This is a genomic window from Pseudobacillus sp. FSL P4-0506 (assembly GCF_038003025.1).
Classification (GTDB): domain Bacteria; phylum Bacillota; class Bacilli; order Bacillales; family Domibacillaceae; genus Pseudobacillus.
The window spans coordinates 2,792,836-2,810,665 of the sequence record NZ_JBBOOI010000001.1; the positions used below are offsets into that span (position 1 = coordinate 2,792,836).

18 protein-coding genes are annotated in these 17,830 nt (G+C 40.7%); 10 read left to right on the forward strand and 8 right to left on the reverse strand.

Annotation, left to right across the window (positions count from 1 at the left end):
• Positions 1–7: 7 nt before the first annotated feature.
• The 3 genes from MKZ02_RS14060 to MKZ02_RS14070 form a co-directional block, all read right to left on the reverse strand.
• A complete protein-coding gene (locus tag MKZ02_RS14060; protein ID WP_340854110.1) occupies positions 8–1,231 on the reverse strand; it encodes an amidohydrolase family protein in 1,224 nt (407 codons plus the stop codon).
• A 3-nt stretch (positions 1,232–1,234) separates the two neighbouring features.
• Complete coding sequence (locus tag MKZ02_RS14065; protein ID WP_340854112.1) at positions 1,235–2,326, reverse strand: hypothetical protein; 1,092 nt, start codon at positions 2,324–2,326, stop codon at positions 1,235–1,237.
• Positions 2,327–2,599: 273 nt separating this feature from the next.
• Entirely contained in the window at positions 2,600–3,193 is a 594-nt protein-coding gene (locus MKZ02_RS14070; RefSeq protein WP_406908709.1) for a dienelactone hydrolase family protein, read from the reverse strand.
• A 151-nt stretch (positions 3,194–3,344) separates the two neighbouring features.
• Between MKZ02_RS14070 and MKZ02_RS14075 the strand changes: the two genes are divergently transcribed.
• A complete protein-coding gene (locus MKZ02_RS14075; RefSeq protein WP_340854116.1) occupies positions 3,345–4,529 on the forward strand; it encodes an acetyl-CoA C-acetyltransferase in 1,185 nt (394 codons plus the stop codon).
• Between the two features lie 118 nt (positions 4,530–4,647).
• Here MKZ02_RS14075 and MKZ02_RS14080 read toward each other — a convergent pair whose 3' ends face one another.
• The 3 genes from MKZ02_RS14080 to MKZ02_RS14090 form a co-directional block, all read right to left on the reverse strand.
• Complete coding sequence (locus MKZ02_RS14080; protein ID WP_120031296.1) at positions 4,648–5,103, reverse strand: AraC family transcriptional regulator; 456 nt, start codon at positions 5,101–5,103, stop codon at positions 4,648–4,650.
• 479 nt (positions 5,104–5,582) lie between these two features.
• A complete protein-coding gene (locus MKZ02_RS14085; protein ID WP_340854123.1) occupies positions 5,583–6,113 on the reverse strand; it encodes a hypothetical protein in 531 nt (176 codons plus the stop codon).
• A gap of 210 nt (positions 6,114–6,323) precedes the next feature.
• Positions 6,324–6,515 carry a DUF2975 domain-containing protein gene (locus tag MKZ02_RS14090; protein WP_120031290.1) on the reverse strand — a complete coding sequence of 64 codons (192 nt, stop codon included), beginning with the start codon at positions 6,513–6,515 and terminating at the stop codon, positions 6,324–6,326.
• A 392-nt stretch (positions 6,516–6,907) separates the two neighbouring features.
• Between MKZ02_RS14090 and MKZ02_RS14095 the strand changes: the two genes are divergently transcribed.
• The 9 genes from MKZ02_RS14095 to MKZ02_RS14135 all read left to right on the forward strand — a co-directional run bounded on the left by MKZ02_RS14095 (position 6,908) and on the right by MKZ02_RS14135 (position 17,312).
• Positions 6,908–8,653, forward strand: a complete 1,746-nt coding sequence (locus tag MKZ02_RS14095; protein WP_340854126.1) for a SulP family inorganic anion transporter — start codon at positions 6,908–6,910, stop codon at positions 8,651–8,653.
• 17 nt (positions 8,654–8,670) lie between these two features.
• On the forward strand, positions 8,671–9,006 hold the full coding sequence (locus tag MKZ02_RS14100; RefSeq protein ID WP_120031286.1) for an ArsR/SmtB family transcription factor: 336 nt from the start codon (positions 8,671–8,673) through the stop codon (positions 9,004–9,006).
• Between the two features lie 614 nt (positions 9,007–9,620).
• Positions 9,621–12,197 (forward strand): DEAD/DEAH box helicase, encoded by a 2,577-nt coding sequence (locus MKZ02_RS14105; RefSeq protein ID WP_340854127.1) that lies wholly within the window; start codon positions 9,621–9,623, stop codon positions 12,195–12,197.
• Between the two features lie 83 nt (positions 12,198–12,280).
• On the forward strand, positions 12,281–13,135 hold the full coding sequence (locus tag MKZ02_RS14110) for a dimethylarginine dimethylaminohydrolase family protein (RefSeq protein ID WP_340854129.1): 855 nt from the start codon (positions 12,281–12,283) through the stop codon (positions 13,133–13,135).
• Positions 13,136–13,265: 130 nt separating this feature from the next.
• Entirely contained in the window at positions 13,266–13,796 is a 531-nt protein-coding gene (gene mug / locus MKZ02_RS14115) for a G/U mismatch-specific DNA glycosylase (RefSeq protein ID WP_340854131.1), read from the forward strand.
• A gap of 5 nt (positions 13,797–13,801) precedes the next feature.
• Entirely contained in the window at positions 13,802–14,284 is a 483-nt protein-coding gene (locus tag MKZ02_RS14120) for a DUF456 domain-containing protein (RefSeq protein ID WP_120031278.1), read from the forward strand.
• Between the two features lie 119 nt (positions 14,285–14,403).
• Positions 14,404–15,435: a fatty acid desaturase gene (locus MKZ02_RS14125; RefSeq protein ID WP_340854134.1), complete on the forward strand. Its 1,032-nt coding sequence runs from the start codon at positions 14,404–14,406 to the stop codon at positions 15,433–15,435.
• A gap of 144 nt (positions 15,436–15,579) precedes the next feature.
• Positions 15,580–16,710, forward strand: coding sequence for a sensor histidine kinase (locus MKZ02_RS14130; protein ID WP_120031273.1), 1,131 nt, complete (start codon positions 15,580–15,582; stop codon positions 16,708–16,710).
• 2 nt (positions 16,711–16,712) lie between these two features.
• Positions 16,713–17,312: a response regulator transcription factor gene (locus MKZ02_RS14135; protein ID WP_120031271.1), complete on the forward strand. Its 600-nt coding sequence runs from the start codon at positions 16,713–16,715 to the stop codon at positions 17,310–17,312.
• A 114-nt stretch (positions 17,313–17,426) separates the two neighbouring features.
• On the opposite strand, the gene MKZ02_RS14140 is transcribed toward MKZ02_RS14135, so the two are convergent.
• A complete protein-coding gene (locus tag MKZ02_RS14140; protein WP_340854137.1) occupies positions 17,427–17,552 on the reverse strand; it encodes a small acid-soluble spore protein P in 126 nt (41 codons plus the stop codon).
• Positions 17,552–17,719, reverse strand: a complete 168-nt coding sequence (locus MKZ02_RS14145) for a hypothetical protein (protein WP_182916931.1) — start codon at positions 17,717–17,719, stop codon at positions 17,552–17,554. Before MKZ02_RS14145 ends, MKZ02_RS14140 begins: the two co-directional genes overlap by 1 nt.
• Between the last annotated feature and the right edge of the window lie 111 nt (positions 17,720–17,830).

Below are 17,830 nucleotides of genomic sequence, written 5' to 3' on the forward strand. Positions count from 1 at the left end.
AAAAGGATTAAACCAAGCGATTAATCGCTTCTATTCCTCGGAAAAATACTTTCTTTATTTGTTCCACGTCTGTTATCTCCAGGCCAGGTATGCCCGCAGATACGATAAAATTAGCGTCCATTCCTTTTTCCAGACGACCGAACTGATCTCCTTTTCCTAAAAGGTCTGCGGGGTTTGCTGTTAATAAAGCTAGAATGTCATTTTCATCAAATTGATGCTCCTTCATCAATTTCATAGCAGGTTGGGCTATGAGCATCAAAGCATCTGGTCCTTGCAGTGTACGGGAATGGAAAGGAAGCCATGAAACATTCGGATAGGGGGGAAGATAAGCATCTGTCGCAATCGATACAGCTATTTTCTTTTCTACCAACTTCATAATTTCCTTCGGAGAATTGGGCGGCAAATGAGTTCCTCCCATTGGAGTGGCTACTATTTTCATGTTCTGCTTTGCTACTTTTTTAATTTGTTCATCCGTAATTCCATGAGCATGATGCAGGACATCTATCCCTGCGGAGATGGCTAATTCAATTCCTTCTTCGCCTGCCACATGGGCGCCTATTTCCTTATTCAATTGATGATAAATATCCGTTACTTGTTTCAATTCTTGCAAACTGTACATAATCTCACCAGCGCAAGGCACTGCCTCAGCAATAAAATTGGCAGGAGTCGCATTGATGAAAACATTTTCACCGGGAAAGCCGCTTTCTTTTGCAATTTTTCGTACTAATCGTGCATCAGACAAGCGGCTTCTTTCGATAGGCTGTGACTGGGTAATAGCTGAAAAGTGTACAGGTTCATCAAAACCAATAGATATGCTCGTCGTGGCAAAAGAAATATCAATCGGCAAATCAGCTATTGATTTTCGATAATCCTTTATTGAAAAATTGCAGTTTGGATGGCCGCAAATTTGTTCTCCGAGCGCTGTAATCCCTGAGGATAGAGCATGAAAAAGAATCGATTTTCCTGCCCATAGATGAGTGTTTGGAGAAACAGGATGCAAGGAAGAAGGCGCAAATTCTAACAAATGAGTATGACAATCAACGAGTGAAGGCGTAATGACATATTCGGAACAATCGATCACTTTAATGGTTGAAAAGCGTTTCTTTACTTGTTCCCAAGGGCCAAGTTCTTCAATTTTTCCGTGACTGATAACGAGGCATCCATCCTCTATCGTTCCGTAATCTGATACAGTAACCAGCTTTTTCCCGCGAATTAAATACCGCTCTTCCATAGCTCACCCGACCAAATAAGGAGTTAAAAATACTCCGAGTACCCAGGCTGTAATGAAGCGGATAATCAGCCCAATGAGCGCTGCTTTTAATACTTCTTTCTCGTTTAAACTAGACGATTCTACCCATGTTGCCGGCACTTGACCAAAGATGACAGACAGCGGTAACCCTGAATTGGCAATGATAAAAGAGCCAACGATGAGACGGGGGTCAAACCCCTGGCTTAATTCAGCCAATTGAGCCACTGCAAGGGTAGGAGCTGCAAGAATAGAAACCAGACCCGTCGCCGGCTCAATGCTTATGAACGTAAGGAAAGAAGATAAACACGACTCCAGCAGTTCCCATACGCCTGCAAACTTTAAAATACCAATAAAGAAAAAAACAGCGGCCACTGCCGGGATGATAATTAAAAACAAGAGCTCTGCTCCTTCTTTTGCTGAAGAGAAAATGGTTTGAAGAAAAGGCGTTTTCGGTGTAAAGCGTGGCAGTTCTTCTAGCTCGACTTTCTTAGTGGAGCGATAAACTGTTATTGATAACAGAAAAGGAACAACAATAATTGGAAGGAAAATAGAGAGAATCACGAGCGGAAAAGCATGAATGCCAAAGGCAGCTAAAGCTATTAATCCCAGTACAAATGTTGCGAAGGATTGGGGGGACTGAATCATTGTGGCAACAGCAATTTTTTGCTCATCTTTCGTAGCACTGGCTTTCATAAGTATTGGACCCGCAATTTTTCCAGCAGCATTAATGTCGCCAAGGACATTATAGACACTTGGTATAATAACAGCTGGATTGATTCTGAACCATTTCATAACGGGCACAAACATTCGAATTAATCCATCTGTAAATCCAAGCCGCTCTAGTAGGCGGCCCATAATAACACTCGCAATGATGGCAATACCTATCTCACTCATTAAAAAAATGTCAACAACCACAGGTTTGACTTCATTTATAATGGCACTAAAAAAGTCTGCCAGCGAATTAGGTTTAAATAACAGAAGAAGCATAGAAGATAGGACAAGAAGAAGACCTAACCCCTCATAAAATTGCCACTTGGCTCGTGAATCGTTAGTCTTAGCTTCTATTTTTTTTGACATAAAAGTTGCCTCCTGCCATTTTTATTTTATTGTATGAATGGTTGTAAAATAGGTGAATAGCCCAATCTTTATTAAAATACTCATTTGACTACCAGCCATTTGCTGTTTATACACCTTACCAGGAAAGGAAATTGACTCTTCTACACAGACGAAGCATAGTATACCTGTCGAAAAGAAACATGACTTTGATGAAGAACAAGCAGGTGAGCGCAGATTATCCAATAAAGTGAAAACGTCCACCTTAAATGTTGGTGGACGTTTTCATTGAGTGACTCAGCCAATAAACTTTATTACCTCGTTAAATGCTGTTTGCGCTGACTTTGTATCGTATCTTGGAGAATAAGGATCACTAAATCCATGCTGACCGTTCAATTGATGAACTTGAATAGAGCCTGTACGCAGATGTTTAATTAACTCATCTACACTAAACGAAGACTCTTCCTGTGGGAAAAATAGCAAGACAGGGCACTGCGGTGAGATGGACAAATAATCTCTAATCCGGGAGCCATAATAACCTATTATTCCATCAACTGATTTTTCTTCGCTGCACAACCAGGCAACTGTTGCTCCCACACTAAACCCAATAAGGAAGACTTTCTTATATTTTTTCTCCATATCTATCAATAAACGTTTCATGGTACGTGTCGCTCTAACAAAGCCTACATTCTCGATGAAATGTCGATAGGCAGCAGCTTCTTCTTCATAATCAAAAGGGGCTTCCCGTTCAAGCAAATTGGGGCAAATCACGTCAAACCCTCTTTCTGTCAATAACTCGCAAAAATCTCTCATATGGCGATTTACCCCATAGATTTCATGTGCCACAATGATGACTATATCGGACTTTTTATGTATGCTCACTCTTTTCATCTCTCCTATCCAGCTATGTAGTAAGGAATTACGTTAAATATAACTATTAGTTTCAAATTTTTTCAGCCTTTCTCGCTGATTCAACAAAAAGTGAATCATCATTCATAATATGTTATAGTAAAAGAGAAATCCAGGATGGGGGGATCACACAATGGAGTCTGTTTATTTAGTTAGTGGGGCAAGAACACCATTTGGCGCTTTCGGCGGGGAGTTAAAAGGGGTATCTGACATTGACCTTGGAGTAACAGCAGCAAAAGCCGCCATGGAAAGAAGTTCTCTATTGCCGGAGGAAATTGAAGACGTAGTATTTGGAAATGTCATACACACAACGAAAGCGGCTTCTTATTTGGCACGTCATATTTCTCTAAAGAGCGGAGTACCTGAACGAACACCAGCTTTAACAGTAAACAGGCTATGTGGTTCGGGGCTGCAGGCTATCGTATCGGCGGCACAAACGATTCTATTAGGCGATGCTAGTACTGCACTCGCGGGCGGAACAGAAAATATGAGTCAGGCTCCACATGTACTGCGCCATACCCGTTTCGGTTCGCCATCCGGACCGCCACCGCTGGATGATATGCTGTGGTTAACACTCACAGACCAATACATCGGCTGTGGGATGGGCATTACAGCTGAAAACCTGGCACAAAAATACGAGATCAGTCGCAAAGAGCAAGATGCGTTCGCTTTGCAGTCACATCAAAAAGCAGCAAAGGCACAAGCAGCAGGACGATTTAATGAAGAAATTGTTCCTGTTCTTCTTACAGATAAAAAGAAACGAGAAAAAACGGTTTCCAAGGATGAGCATATCCGCCCGGATACAGATCTGGGGAGCCTCAGCAAGCTAAAACCAGCTTTCATTAAAGAGGGAACAGTGACAGCGGGCAGTTCAAGCGGGATTAACGACGGAGCAGCCGCGGTGGTTCTCGCTTCGGAAGCATTTTTATCGAGACGCTCGGACATCAGGCCGCTCGCGCGTATCGTTTCATGGGGGATAACTGGAGTTGATCCGAACATAATGGGAATTGGTCCTGTGCCAGCAAGTGAAGCCGCTCTTAAAAAGGCCCATTTGACATGGAATGATATGGATGTCATTGAATTAAATGAAGCATTTGCCGCGCAATCGCTGGCTGTGATGAAACAACTAGAGCTGGACCCGCAAAAAGTGAATGTCAATGGCGGGGCCATTGCGCTTGGCCATCCGGTTGGCGCCAGCGGCACACGGATCACATACTCGCTTGCCCTAGAAATGCAAAAACGCGGAGCCAAATACGGCCTTGCCTCGCTTTGTATCGGTGGGGGACAGGGAATTGCGGTCGTGCTTGAAAGGGTGTAAGTATTGTAAAGTTATATGTAATGGTAGAGTGATAGCAAAGTTGATGCATCAACAATAAAGATAGGGTGTTAGGCCGCAGTGGATTCATTTGTGGCCTAACACCTTCATTTAAATTAAACTATAATGATTTTACCGGTACGCATATTTCACAATAATCGTTGTTAATCATATCACCGCTATATCTTTCAAAAATCGGTTTGTCGTCAACTTGATATCCGTTATTCTGTAGAGCTGGAAACATTTCAGCCCATGCTTTTTGGACACTTTCGGTTGTGTGTTTGACTTTGAATACAACGTATTGTCCACCAGAAAGTTCACCTTCGTAAATGGAGTCATCTAGTTGATAATCTTTTGAAATGACAATACACGCATCATATCGGCAGTTTTCAGGAAGGGTTGTTTCGGGGTTATCTTGCGGAATTCCGAGTATAATGGCTGATCCAACGAGCAAATTTTTCTTTTTAGCCCATTTTTTTAACTTTTCCATTGCTTGAATGTTGGCAGGGCCATAGGGACCCACTTGACGCACATAGGCAAGGCGATAGTTTGGAAGCACTTCGACATTCATATTCATCGTTTCATTTTCCTTTCTATATTGAAATATTTGATACACTTCGAATGCTATCATGATATAAAAATATAATCATGACATTTTTAAAAAATGATGAAATATATGGAGTCGCGAAGTTTATTATTTATTCAACCCTCATTATCTAATGGCTTATTCTAAAGGGGATCATTGAGAACGAATCAGAAAATGCAGTGAAGGATCTTTCGTTAAAAATTAAACAGCTATATTTTATAATAAATAGGCTCTGTTAAATGTGAATGTTGATTTTTAATCGTTGATTGTAACGGAAGGCGGCTCCAGCGGGAAAAGCGTATCCTGGTGAGACCCCGCAAGAGCGCACGCGACGAGGAGGCTCACGGACCGCCCGCGGAAAGCGTCCGCCTGCAGTGATCAACTAATAAATAAAGAAGAATCCGTTTCGGTGAAATTTACCTAAAACGGATTCTTGTCTAACAAATTTATATTTTAGTTTTACCGTTTGTTTAAGCGGGAACCTTTTTTTTAGAAAATCCCGTGATAACAAAACCAGTAATAAATGCTACAGTTGAAACTATGATAGCAAAAATTAATCCAACAGCTCCCATAAAAGTATCTTCTCCCGGGTAAGAAGGTGTTAGCGTTACGAACCAATAAATAAATATCAAAATCAAAAAAACATAAAAACTGCTTCCGACAGCCCCCATCTTCAAACGGTTTCCTGCCGTTCCTTGCCAAGCCTTATTCACTAATATCCATAAATAAAGGCTTACGATTACCACTGAAAGCATCACAAATAAATGAACAAAAGGAATAAACAAATACATCAGCACATAAAGACCCAGACAGGCAAAAGAAAATAGAAATCCATTCATAAAGAATAAGAAGAGACCAGCTAACCAGTGATTTTGAAACCATGTAGCGTTTTTTAATTTATGTACAAGCTTGTTGTTTTCTCCTGTCTTTTCTATTATTGGGCCTTTAAACAATATAAAAAGTAACACTCCAAAAACTCCAATTAATAACCATGATGACATACCATCCCACCTAAAGTTAAGTTTGTACGCTCCCTTATTACCTGCGTAACTCTAATCATTTCAAAATTGATTTTTTCAAATATAGGGTGCAGCTTATAAAATTCCCTTTGTTCCTCCGTATCTATTCCAACCCTATATCTCCGGGCTGACAGTCTATTTTCTTTTCGCTGGCATCTATCGATATAAGTGATAATCGCCATCCTTCTTACCTCAGACCGTTAAATCATTTTCTGCTTTTATATTGAGTGCACTTTTTAACAAATTCTGAAGAACCGCAGCAAAGGTAATTATAAACCCGATTATTGCTAATCCAGGGTACAACGCATTTTGGGATAGAGGGAATGTATCGCTTGTGACATATAAAACAAAACAACGACCTTTAAAAATAGCGTTATTCCTCATTCAATGAAAACACCTCAATGGTTTATCGGTAATATAAGTTTAATACGATATTTATCGTTTTTCAATAAATTTTTATCTCTTTATAATTCATTATTATTGTTTCTGATAACTTTCTCTATGTTTTTCTTTAAATAAAATAGAATATATCTTCTTTTCGGTACGAAGATTTTGATTATACTCTTTTAAAAAGTTGAACTTCATTTTTAACGGTTCCATTTTTTATAGTGGAACTTTACTTCAAAGCCGAAACTATTTGTAGTTGTGATTTTTAATTTTTTGTCGTCACTTTACACGGAGTCTTTTTTATCGTTGTAAATATATATTTTTGTTATATAATATCAATATATTCAAATATTTGAATATATTGATTAACAAGAAAAGAAGGGATGACGGTGAGCAAGCTATTGGGCTCTTTGAATAATTATTCCATTCATCATCTCCGGAAAGATTTACTCGCAGGCGTTATCGTTGGAGTCATCGCACTGCCACTTGGCATGGCTTTTGCTATTGCTTCCGGAGTAAAGCCTGAGTACGGTCTTTATACGACCATCATTGCTGGGATTCTTATTTCTATTTTTGGCGGTTCCAAATATCAAATTGGCGGACCAACAGGTGCCTTTGTGCCTGTCCTGCTCGGGATTGTTATGGCTTATGGCTATGAAAATCTGCTGATTGCCGGATTTATGGCGGGAGTCCTGTTGGTTCTAATGGGCATGCTTAAATTGGGGGCGTTGATACAATTTATTCCGCGTCCAGTGATTATCGGCTTCACTTCAGGTATTGCCTTTATTATTTTTACCGGACAGGTTGCTAATTTTTTAGGATTGAGCGATATTGAAAAGCATGAAGACTTCTTTTCCAACATGAAAGAAATGGTTATTCATCTGAATACTATCAATGTATATAGTGTAGCAACTGCATTGATTTGTTTCTTCTTTATCGTTGTGACACCTAAATTTTCACCCAAAATTCCAGGCCCCTTAATCGGCCTTCTGGCTTCAAGTGTTATAGCTACTTATCTTTTCCCAGGTCACGTAGAGACCATTGCTTCTACATTTGGTGAGATTCCTAATTCCTTGCCTCATTTCCATATGCCGCAGTTTACACTGGAAAAGATTCAGCTGCTGATCGGTCCAACTTTTACTATTGCTATTCTTGGAGCGATTGAATCTTTGTTATCAGCGGTTGTGGCTGACGAGATGACTGGAACAAAGCATAACAGCAACCGTGAATTGGTGGGTCAGGGGATTGCTAACATGATTACTCCTTTATTTGGCGGGATTGCAGCTACTGGAGCCATTGCCAGAACAGCAACTAATATTAAAAACGGGGCAGTATCCCCTGTTTCAGGTATTATTCATGGGTTAGTTGTACTGTTCGTACTCGTGCTTTTTGCCCCTTACGCTTCTGCTGTCCCTTTAGCAAGCATGGCACCTATTTTGATGGTTGTTGCCTGGAATATGAGTGAACGCAAAGCATTCTCGCGCATATTACTGACCAAAACGAGCGATTCATTTATTTTACTTACTACGTTTTTTCTTACAGTGTTTGCTAACCTAACAATTGCTGTAGAAGCAGGGCTGCTTATGTCCTTCATCCTCTTTATCAGACGGATGAGCACCTCCTTTAAAGTTAATCAAGTGCTTCCTGATCCGGCAGATAAAAAGGTACGGCCATTGCTAGATGAAGAAAAAAGTGGCTGTCCGCAAATTAGCTTGTGCACCGTGGAAGGACCGCTTTTTTTTGGAGCCGCTCAGTTGTTTGATCAAACAATCGCGGAAGCCATCCATTACCGGCCGAATGTGTTAATATTGAGAATGAGCAAGGTTCCATATATGGATATAACTGGGGAAGCGATATTAGCTAGCATAGTGAAGGATTTCCATAAACAGGGTGGGCTCATTTTACTCTCAGGTATGCAGCACCAGCCAACAGACGTTATAAAGCGGACAAAGCTATTTGACTTAATTGGAAAAGAACATGTCTTTTCTCATACCGGAGAAGCGATAGACTTCGCCCTTACTAAGCTAAACAAAAATAAATGCCTCGGCTGTAAGCAATACGCTTTTCATGAATGCCTGGAACTTTCTAATAGCAATGAAAAAGAGAAAAAGCCAGACAAAAGTCTTTTAGCTTAAAAGAATGGAGAAAAGAAATGAATACAGATCTACAACAATTTAAAGCTGATTTCTTTAAAGCTCTTTCCCATCCGTTGCGTATACGCATTTTAGAGCTGTTAGCGGAGGGAGATAAAAACGTGAATGAAATTCAGGCGGCGATCGGCTCTGAAGGCTCCTCTGTCTCGCAGCAATTAAGTGTGCTGCGTAGCAAAAATATTGTATACGGCACAAAGGATGGCAATCGCGTGGTTTATTCATTGAGAGACCCAATGATTATCGATTTGCTTCGTATTGCCCGTCAAATATTTAACAACCATTTAATTAATACAGTAAGTATGCTGGATCAATTAAGTGAGGGGAGAAAAGAATAAATGAAAAAGCTCCGGCAACTTGTCATTGTCGGAGCTTTTTTCAATGGTTAAATTTTACGTGCGTGCTTCATACTAAGTATGAAAAGGAGATATTTTCACTCTAGGATAAAATAGATATGTTCGGTATGAATACAAGGTAATAAATTGATAATTTATTCAAGAATTTTTAAAAAATGCCACACAAGAACGTGTGTTCTTCTTATCGTTGTGTTATAATTAAACTAGCAATAGAATAGGCTTCTCAAGGGTGGTCGGCACACTCCTCCAATGGACAAGGAGGGAGGTGATGCCGTGTGACAACGTTTGAAACACTTATGTTTGCAATAGCTTTTGCGGGATTAGTCGTGTCAATTTTGTCATTTCATAAAAAAGACTAAAACCGCCCTTGAGTTTACCCGGCTCCGGCGGTTTTAGCATGTTAGATGCTGATCTCCTAAAAGGGACCTGCTATTGCATAGCCGTTTCGATGTGTCCAGCATCGAAGCGGTCTCTTTAAAAATATGTGTTTTCTCCTAGATTATACCCCAACGTTTGAGATTTGCCAATAAGAACGATTTTCTTCCTCCTTTTATCGCCTCTATTTCTTAAAATAAACAACATGAAAGGAAACGATCATGAATTATTTTTCTGATGTCTATTTACAGGCTATTTCCCATACAAAACAAAAAGTTCATGAAGATCTCTTTACTTATCTTGGCAGGCAGGAAAAGATGCCTTTTTTCGAAGAATATATGAAAGATCGAGAACGGTACATTCAGCAATTGTGGTTAAATGTATGGCTGAATAAAGCCTCTAATGAATTAACCAGTAAAGAAAAACGAACTTTCTTAAGAGAACGGGGGTTCGTTACAAAAGACGTGGCTCGGAAATTGATCAATCAGTTATTCCGTAATGAGATTAGAAACTATCACCCATTTGATACAGAGAAATGGCTTGATGAAAAGTATAAAAATCTTTCCCCAGGAGCCTGGCAAGCCTTATATGAAAAAGCACGTCTGCATTTTCTTGCTGATCAGGAAAAAGAACACCGGGCAAAAGAACGAGAAAAAATTTATTCGCTCATTGAAGCAGAGGCAGCTAAGATTATAAAAGAAAAGAAGAAATTACTATACTTATCCTTCAGACACTCCGTAGCTAGTCGTCTTCAGAAAAATATGCAGGAACAAACAAGATTCCACCCTATAGATCCGGCTGCTCTGGAAGAGGAATTAATAGTAGATGGGGAGTTTGATCCAGAAGACTACGAAACGGTGGGAGATTTTTTCACCGAATTAACTGGACACATAGAGCAGACGCGGCACTGGGAATTCGAATATGAAACTTATTACTCCGTATATGAGCAGTATGCGGCCAATTATATATTCGATGCTGCCTTGCAGGAGATTTTAGACAGCCTTCCTGAACAGGTAAAGGAAAAATACCAACAAATAAACGATAACCCACTAACAACAGACAGTCTTCATGACTTAGTGGATCATCTGATTTCGGGAGTCGTATGGGAGTTATTTGAAGAATTAACGGAGGAGTTATTGGACCATCTGTTAGTTATTTCTTCTTCGCCATATGAGGAGGCAGTGCAAAGAAAGTTGTATCAGCAGCAACGAGCAGAGAGAGAAAGAAGAAAAGAGGAAAGACTGGCTGAAATAAAGCGCAGGCAAGAAGAGGAGCAAAGACAGATTGAAGAGATTTTTGGCCAGGCGTATCGCCCGCCTGCTGAAAGAAACGTGCACTATATTCTCCATATCGGTGAAACCAACACAGGCAAAACTCACCGGGCGTTGCAGAGGATGAAGCAGGCGAAAAGCGGCCTTTATCTTGCACCGCTCCGCCTTTTAGCGCTTGAGGTATACGAAAAGTTAAATAAAGAAGGCATTCCGTGCTCCTTGAAAACCGGAGAAGAAGAGAAAGTACAACCCGATGCACGACACTCCTCCTGCACGGTGGAAATGTTTCACGAAAATGATCCGTATGACATTGTTGTCATCGACGAGGCACAAATGATTGCTGATAAAGATCGCGGCTTTTCCTGGTATAAGGCTATTACAGGTGCCCGTGCTGCTGAAGTACACATTATTGCCAGCAGGAATATGAAAGAAATGCTTATTCAGCTTCTCGGGGATAACGAATATGATTTATTTGAATATAGCCGTGATATCCCTCTTCAAGTAGAACCTGTTCCATTTAAATTATCCGATACAGCCAAAGGGGATGCACTCGTTTGCTTTTCAAGAAAAGAAGTGTTGGAAACGGCAGCGAAACTGAAGAAGAATCGCTTTTCTGTGAGCATGATCTATGGCAGCATGCCGCCGGAAACGAGAAAAAAGCAAATGAAGCAGTTTATCGAGGGGAAAACATCTGTCATTGTGTCTACAGACGCCATTGGCATGGGATTGAACCTGCCCATCCGGCGCATTGTCTTCTTAAAGAATGAGAAATTCGACGGGACGCGAAGAAGAACGCTTACTTCACAGGAAGTAAAGCAAATTGCCGGACGTGCAGGAAGGAAAGGAATCTATCCTACTGGAAAAGTAGCTTTTACTGCTGATATTCAGAAGATGACCTATCTGCTCGAAAAAGAAGATGAGCCCGTAAGAACGTTTGCGATTGCGCCGACAGCAGCTGTATTCGAACGTTTTCAACGATACTATCGGGACCTCGGCACTTTTTTTGAACTATGGCAGCAGTTCAAGAGCCCAAAAGGGACAAAAAAATCTGCACTTGCTCAAGAGCGTTATTTATATGAAATCATACAGGGGAGCGAAATAGAAGCCCGCCTGCCAATGACTGATCTGTACGGCTTTTTACATCTTCCATTTTCCACAAAGGAAGTGGGAATGACGAAACAATGGGTAACTACGATGCAGTCAATCGTTAACGGCAGAGAGCTTCCCGAACCGATTATTAAAAGAGGGTCGCTTGAGGACTTGGAGCTCTCTTATAAAGCGATCGGCTTGCACCTCTTATTTTTATACCGATTGGGACGGCAAACGGAAGCGGTGTACTGGGAACGGCTTCGCCAAACAATCAGCGATGAAGTTCATAAGCATTTACAGGCCGGGGAAACCAGTAGGAACAAAGCATGCAAGAAATGCGGGGAAAAACTCCCTGCTAATTTTCAATATCGGATTTGTAATGATTGTTATTCCCACAGGCGGGGAAGAAAGTATAATCGGAACAAAAAGTTCAGCTAACAGGGCTTTGTTAATGACTAGTTTACTCCGTCCTCTTTTTGGGGAATAGAGAACATATAAATTAGGTTCTCAGGAGGAAGATCATGACATTAGCATCTAGACAAAGCGAACCTGTCACCTGTGGCAGTGAATACGAAAGACTTCACAAAGTACTTCTTTGCCAGCCACGGTATATGGCTATCAAAGAAGTGATTAATGAAACGCAAGAGCAATTTAAAGAAGAGAATATCCAGGTAAAACGGGCATTAAAACAACATCAGCGCTTTTCACGCTTGCTTCAGGAACACGGGGTAGAAGTCATAGAGCTTCAACCGCAGGCCGACTATCCTGAGCAGGTATTCACGCGCGATATCGGCTTCACAATTGGAGGTCAGGTATTTATAGCCGGCATGGCGACTGATATCCGTCAAGGTGAAGAAGCCGTGCTAAAGAATTGGCTCCAGCAGGAGGGCCTCCCTCATTTCCAATTGTCTAGCGGCCCGGTTGAAGGAGGAGATATCATTGTCAACGGCCGGACAGTTTACGCCGGGATCAGCAGCCGCACAAACGAACAAGCCATCACTGAGCTTCAGTCGCAGCTGCCTGACTATGAAATCGTTCCGATTCCTTTTGATGAAAAGTATTTGCACTTAGATTGTGTTTTTAATATTTTGTCTCCTGAAGAGGCTTTGGTCTTTCCAAAAGCACTTGGAGAACAGGAAAGACAACTCTTGGAATCCCGGTTTCGTTTGATTGAAGTATCAGAAGAAGAGCAATTTACCCTTGGAACGAATGTGCTCTCTATCGGCAACAAAAAAGTGTTCAGTCTACCGGTTAATAAAAGAGTCAATCAACAGCTGGCCGAGCGAGGATATAAGGTAATCGAAGTGGATATCACTGAAATTATTAAGTCGGGCGGATCTTTCCGATGCTGCACTATGCCGTTGTTGCGCGGATAGTAAGGAGCCGGGCGTTCATACGCCCGGCTCTTCTTATTTGAAACGATAGTCTCCATTTAACGTATAATAAAGGAATAGAAAATTGTAACTGACTACATAAAGTGTGTATGACAGAAAAGGAAGTGAGAAATTGGAACCTATAAAAGACCATATAAAAGAAAATCTGGATATTTTGTTTGTGGGGTTTAATCCGAGTCTTCGGTCCGGTGAAACAGGCCATCATTTCGCCAATCCTAACAATCGATTTTGGACCATCCTACATAGATCAGGCTTAACAGAAAAGAAATTTCATCCGGAAGAGGATGCTTCTTTATTAAATATAGGGTACGGCCTAACCAATATTGTCGCACGTCCGACAAGAAATGCGGAAGAAATTACGAAAGAAGAATATAATAAAGGAAGAATAGCATTAAAGGAGAAAATTTCCGTTTTCAAACCAAGAATCGTTTGCTTCGTCGGCAAGGGAGTGTATCAGCAGTATAGCGGGAAGAAAAAGGTACCTTGGGGAATGCAATCTGTATCTATCGTTCCAGGAGTACATGACTTCGTTGCTCCTTCATCAAGCGGTCTGGTCAGAATGAAAATGGATGAAATTGTTGCTATTTATAGAGAGCTAACCCGATCGATTCATAAACTTCGGGAAGCAAGAAAGGGGAAGTGATTCTGATGGAGGTTGCTGCCTGGATTGGTATCACCATTTTATTTATTACCAGCTTTGCAGGTCTAGTTTTTCCGATTATCCCGTCCATTTTATTTTTATGGGGGGGCTTTTTGCTTTATCACTTTGGCATCAATAACGATGAATTATCAGTCATCTTTTGGCTGGCGATGGCCATGTTTACCATTTTAATTATCGTTGCTGATATCTTGGCTAATAGCTATTTTGTAAAAAAATATGGAGGATCCAAATGGGGGGAGAGGATCGCTGCTCTTGCTGTTATCATAGGTTCATTTGTGATCCCGCCATTCGGTATTGTACTCGTTCCATTTGCAGCAGTAGTAGTAACAGAGATGCTCATCCAAAAGGATGCAAAAAAAGCAGTTACTATAGGCTTTGCAACATTTATCGGTTTTTTAAGCGGTACAATAGCCAAGTTTATGATCCAATTTATCATGATTATCTGGTTCTTGCTGGACACAATTATTTAAAATAACATCTTGTATATGACACTTGTCATATACCTTCATATGACGGGTGCTACTGCCGCTTTTCCTCTTTCTTTCTTATAATGAATGTATTATAAGAAAAAAGGGAAAGGGAAGACTATATGAATAAAGAAAATTCAAAATGGCTGCGTAAACAAGTAGCTCCTTACGAAAAATCAAATACAGCTGCTAGTATAAGGCAATTAGTAAATACCATTGTTCCTTTTTGCCTTATCTGGTATCTTGCCTATGAAAGCCTGGCCATCTCTTATGTACTGACACTTGTCCTAGCTGCCGTTGGGGCAGGGTTCATGACAAGAATATTTATCATTTTTCATGACTGTTGCCATCACTCTTTCTTTAAAAGCAGAAAAGCCAATAAAATTGTCGGAACCATTACAGGGATTTTAACTTTTTTCCCATATAACCAATGGCAGCACAACCATTCCGTTCACCATGCAACAAGCGGAAATCTTGATAAACGGGGAACAGGGGACATTTGGGTCATGACTGTTAATGAGTATATGGAAGCGTCCTTTTGGCAGCGATTATCTTACCGACTGTACCGTAATCCATTTGTTATGTTTATTTTAGGTCCCATTTATGTATTTTTGATTGAAAATCGTTTTAACCGAAAAGAGGCTCGCTGGAATGAGCGCTTAAATACGTATATAACGAATATAGCCATTGTTGCTATTGTTTCTCTGCTTATTTGGGCAGTCGGCTGGGAAGCTTTCCTACTGGTGGAAGGTCCCATTTTTCTCATTGCTGGCTCATGTGGCGTTTGGCTCTTTTATGTGCAACATACCTTTGAAGATTCTTACTTTAAAGAAGACGAGCATTGGAATTATGTAAAAGCCGCCGTAGAAGGCAGCTCTTTTTACAAACTTCCTAAGCCGTTGCAGTGGCTGACAGGGAATATTGGCTTCCACCACGTTCATCATTTAAGTCCAAGAGTACCTAACTATCAGCTAGAAGCGGCGCACAATCAAACGCCGCCTTTACAAAATGTGCCAACGATTACGTTAGCAACGAGTTTAGGCTCCCTTAAATTCCGTTTATGGGATGAGCAAAGTGAAAAATTCGTCACCTTCCGCGCTGCCAAAAAAGTGGCCGCTCGCAGGAAGGAAAAAAGAGCATTAAAATTTAATTAAAAAGTATAAATAAAACCATGGTTTCGCTCATTGTCCGGTAGAGTGAAAGCATGGTTTTTCATCAGATGAATGATTCACTAGCTGTTCGTATTGTTTTATACTAATAAGAAAGATTGATTTTAACATATAAACGAGGTTTTTATCATGCGGAGAAGGTATTGGCCCTTTCAGAAAAGTTCCGGGATTTCTCCATATATATGGAGCGTCCTGAGCTTGTTGCCCTTTTATTTTATTTTTCAGTCATCCTCGACAGCCAGCATCTTTACGGGGATTACGCTGACGGTTTTATTTTTCATTTCTTACCGTTTCGCCTTCCTATCAAAGAAGTGGCCGGTCTATTTATGGATGTGTATTCTCATTGGCATCTCTGTGACGATGACCATTTTGTTCCAATTTGTGTATTTTGCTTTTTATATCGCTTATTATAACGGCAATATTAAAAACCGAATTGCTTTTATTGTTCTCTATATTATCCATTTAATTAGCACGATTGTTTCTTTCAACTATCACCTTGTTCTTCAAAGTCAGTTATTTCTTAAGCAGCTGCCCTTTATTATTATTGTTTGGATTAGCGTCATCTTGCTGCCGTTTAATATTTATAATCGAAAAAAGCAGGAACAGTTAGAAGAGCAGTTGAAAGATGCGAATGATCGTATTTCTGAACTTGTGAAAATGGAAGAGCGACAAAGAATCGCCCGTGATCTTCACGATACTTTAGGACAAAGGCTGTCGCTCATCGGCTTGAAGAGTGATCTGGCAGGAAGGCTTATTGCCAAGGACCCGGAGCAAGCAAGGAATGAATTAAAGGATGTACAACAAACGGCGCGAACGGCCTTAAATGAAGTGAGAAAGATGGTCTCTTCCATGCGCGGCATTCGCTTGAAGGATGAAATTGTCCTCGTAAAACAAATTTTGCAAGCGGCCCAGATTAAATTCATTGGTGAAGAAGAGCCGAAGTTAGTAAATGTTTCTTTATTCTTGGAGAACATTTTAAGCATGTGCTTAAAAGAAGCCGTGACGAATGTGGTGAAACACAGTCATGCAACCGAGTGTGAAGTGAGAATGGAGCAATCGGAAAAAGATATCTCCATTACCGTAAAAGATAATGGAAAGGGAGTCATAACTGATACAGCATTTGAAAGAGGGAACGGCCTTTTAGGAATGAAGGAACGCTTGGAATTTGTTAATGGATATTTGGATATTTCTTCGAATGAAGGGACCACGTTAATTATCACTGTTCCGAATGATGTAAAACAAAGAGAGAAGGAGAGATGAACATGATTCGAATCGTCATCGCAGAAGACCAACGGATGCTGCTTGGAGCGTTAGGCTCCCTTCTTAGCCTTGAAGAGGACATAGAAGTAGTCGGTAAAGCATCAAATGGCGAAGAGGCGATTGCTCTTGTTCAACAAATGAAGCCGGACATATGTATTATGGATATTGAAATGCCAGGAAAAAGCGGGCTGGAAGCAGCTGAGGAATTGCAAGGATTCGGATGCAAAGTCATTATCTTAACGACATTCGCCCGTACCGGCTACTTTCAAAGGGCTTTAAAAGCCAAGGTCAGCGGCTATTTATTAAAAGACAGCCCGAGTGAAGAACTGGCCAGCTCCATTCGCAGCATCATGGCAGGAATGCGTATTTATGCACCGGAGTTAATGGATGATTTCTATAGTGAAGAAAACCCTTTAACTGAGCGTGAAAAAGAAGTGCTAGCGCTTGTGGCAGAAGGGAAAAACACAAAAGAAATTGCAGATGAGCTTCTTATCAAAAATGGCACAGTGAGAAATTATATTTCCACAATATTCGATAAGCTTCACGTGAAAAATCGGATTGAAGCCATTTCTCACTCGAAAGAAAAAGGCTGGTTTAAATAATGAAGCCCTATCGTTATAAAAGAGCCTCCATACAGCACTGGGACTTTGACATATCGAGTCCATAGTGTGTATGGAGGCTTTGCATTTGTTACGGCAGCTTAATTACAGCCATCATTACATTCCATGCCCACTGTTTTTATTCTGTCTAGAGTGATTTCTGTTTTTCACTTTGTGTGATCCGCTGAGCGGCTTAGGCTGTCCAGATTGGTTCACCTTGTTTTTCGAAGGATTTCTGCCCATTATACTCCTCCAAGCGTCACATCGGGATTATCTGCCGTATTTTCAGTAGAAAATCGTTTTTCTTCGGCTTCAGAGTATGTCGTACGATACGGGAAACGCTCAGCATGCTGAGTAACAGAATCTTTACCTTGCTGTACAAAACGCTTAGATTTGTTTCTTTTTCCCATGATCCATCCCTCCGAAGTATTTATTGGCACAGGATGAACTGTGCTGTTCTTATTTTGTCTCAATGGCTTATTTATATAAGATGAATAAATGAGCAAACTCATACGGAAGGA

What these genes read in the sequence shown, in the direction of transcription:
- MKZ02_RS14060 (WP_340854110.1), bottom strand. Translation starts at nt 1,231, where the DNA reads ATGGAAGAGCGGTATTTAATTCGCGGGAAAAAGCTGGTTACTGTATCA.
- MKZ02_RS14065 (WP_340854112.1), bottom strand. Translation starts at nt 2,326, where the DNA reads ATGTCAAAAAAAATAGAAGCTAAGACTAACGATTCACGAGCCAAGTGG.
- MKZ02_RS14070 (WP_406908709.1), bottom strand. Translation starts at nt 3,193, where the DNA reads ATGAAAAGAGTGAGCATACATAAAAAGTCCGATATAGTCATCATTGTG.
- MKZ02_RS14075 (WP_340854116.1), top strand. Translation starts at nt 3,345, where the DNA reads ATGGAGTCTGTTTATTTAGTTAGTGGGGCAAGAACACCATTTGGCGCT.
- MKZ02_RS14080 (WP_120031296.1), bottom strand. Translation starts at nt 5,103, where the DNA reads ATGAATATGAATGTCGAAGTGCTTCCAAACTATCGCCTTGCCTATGTG.
- MKZ02_RS14085 (WP_340854123.1), bottom strand. Translation starts at nt 6,113, where the DNA reads ATGTCATCATGGTTATTAATTGGAGTTTTTGGAGTGTTACTTTTTATA.
- MKZ02_RS14090 (WP_120031290.1), bottom strand. Translation starts at nt 6,515, where the DNA reads ATGAGGAATAACGCTATTTTTAAAGGTCGTTGTTTTGTTTTATATGTC.
- MKZ02_RS14100 (WP_120031286.1), top strand. Translation starts at nt 8,671, where the DNA reads ATGAATACAGATCTACAACAATTTAAAGCTGATTTCTTTAAAGCTCTT.
- MKZ02_RS14105 (WP_340854127.1), top strand. Translation starts at nt 9,621, where the DNA reads ATGAATTATTTTTCTGATGTCTATTTACAGGCTATTTCCCATACAAAA.
- MKZ02_RS14110 (WP_340854129.1), top strand. Translation starts at nt 12,281, where the DNA reads ATGACATTAGCATCTAGACAAAGCGAACCTGTCACCTGTGGCAGTGAA.
- MKZ02_RS14120 (WP_120031278.1), top strand. Translation starts at nt 13,802, where the DNA reads ATGGAGGTTGCTGCCTGGATTGGTATCACCATTTTATTTATTACCAGC.
- MKZ02_RS14125 (WP_340854134.1), top strand. Translation starts at nt 14,404, where the DNA reads ATGAATAAAGAAAATTCAAAATGGCTGCGTAAACAAGTAGCTCCTTAC.
- MKZ02_RS14130 (WP_120031273.1), top strand. Translation starts at nt 15,580, where the DNA reads ATGCGGAGAAGGTATTGGCCCTTTCAGAAAAGTTCCGGGATTTCTCCA.
- MKZ02_RS14135 (WP_120031271.1), top strand. Translation starts at nt 16,713, where the DNA reads ATGATTCGAATCGTCATCGCAGAAGACCAACGGATGCTGCTTGGAGCG.
- MKZ02_RS14140 (WP_340854137.1), bottom strand. Translation starts at nt 17,552, where the DNA reads ATGGGCAGAAATCCTTCGAAAAACAAGGTGAACCAATCTGGACAGCCT.
- MKZ02_RS14145 (WP_182916931.1), bottom strand. Translation starts at nt 17,719, where the DNA reads ATGGGAAAAAGAAACAAATCTAAGCGTTTTGTACAGCAAGGTAAAGAT.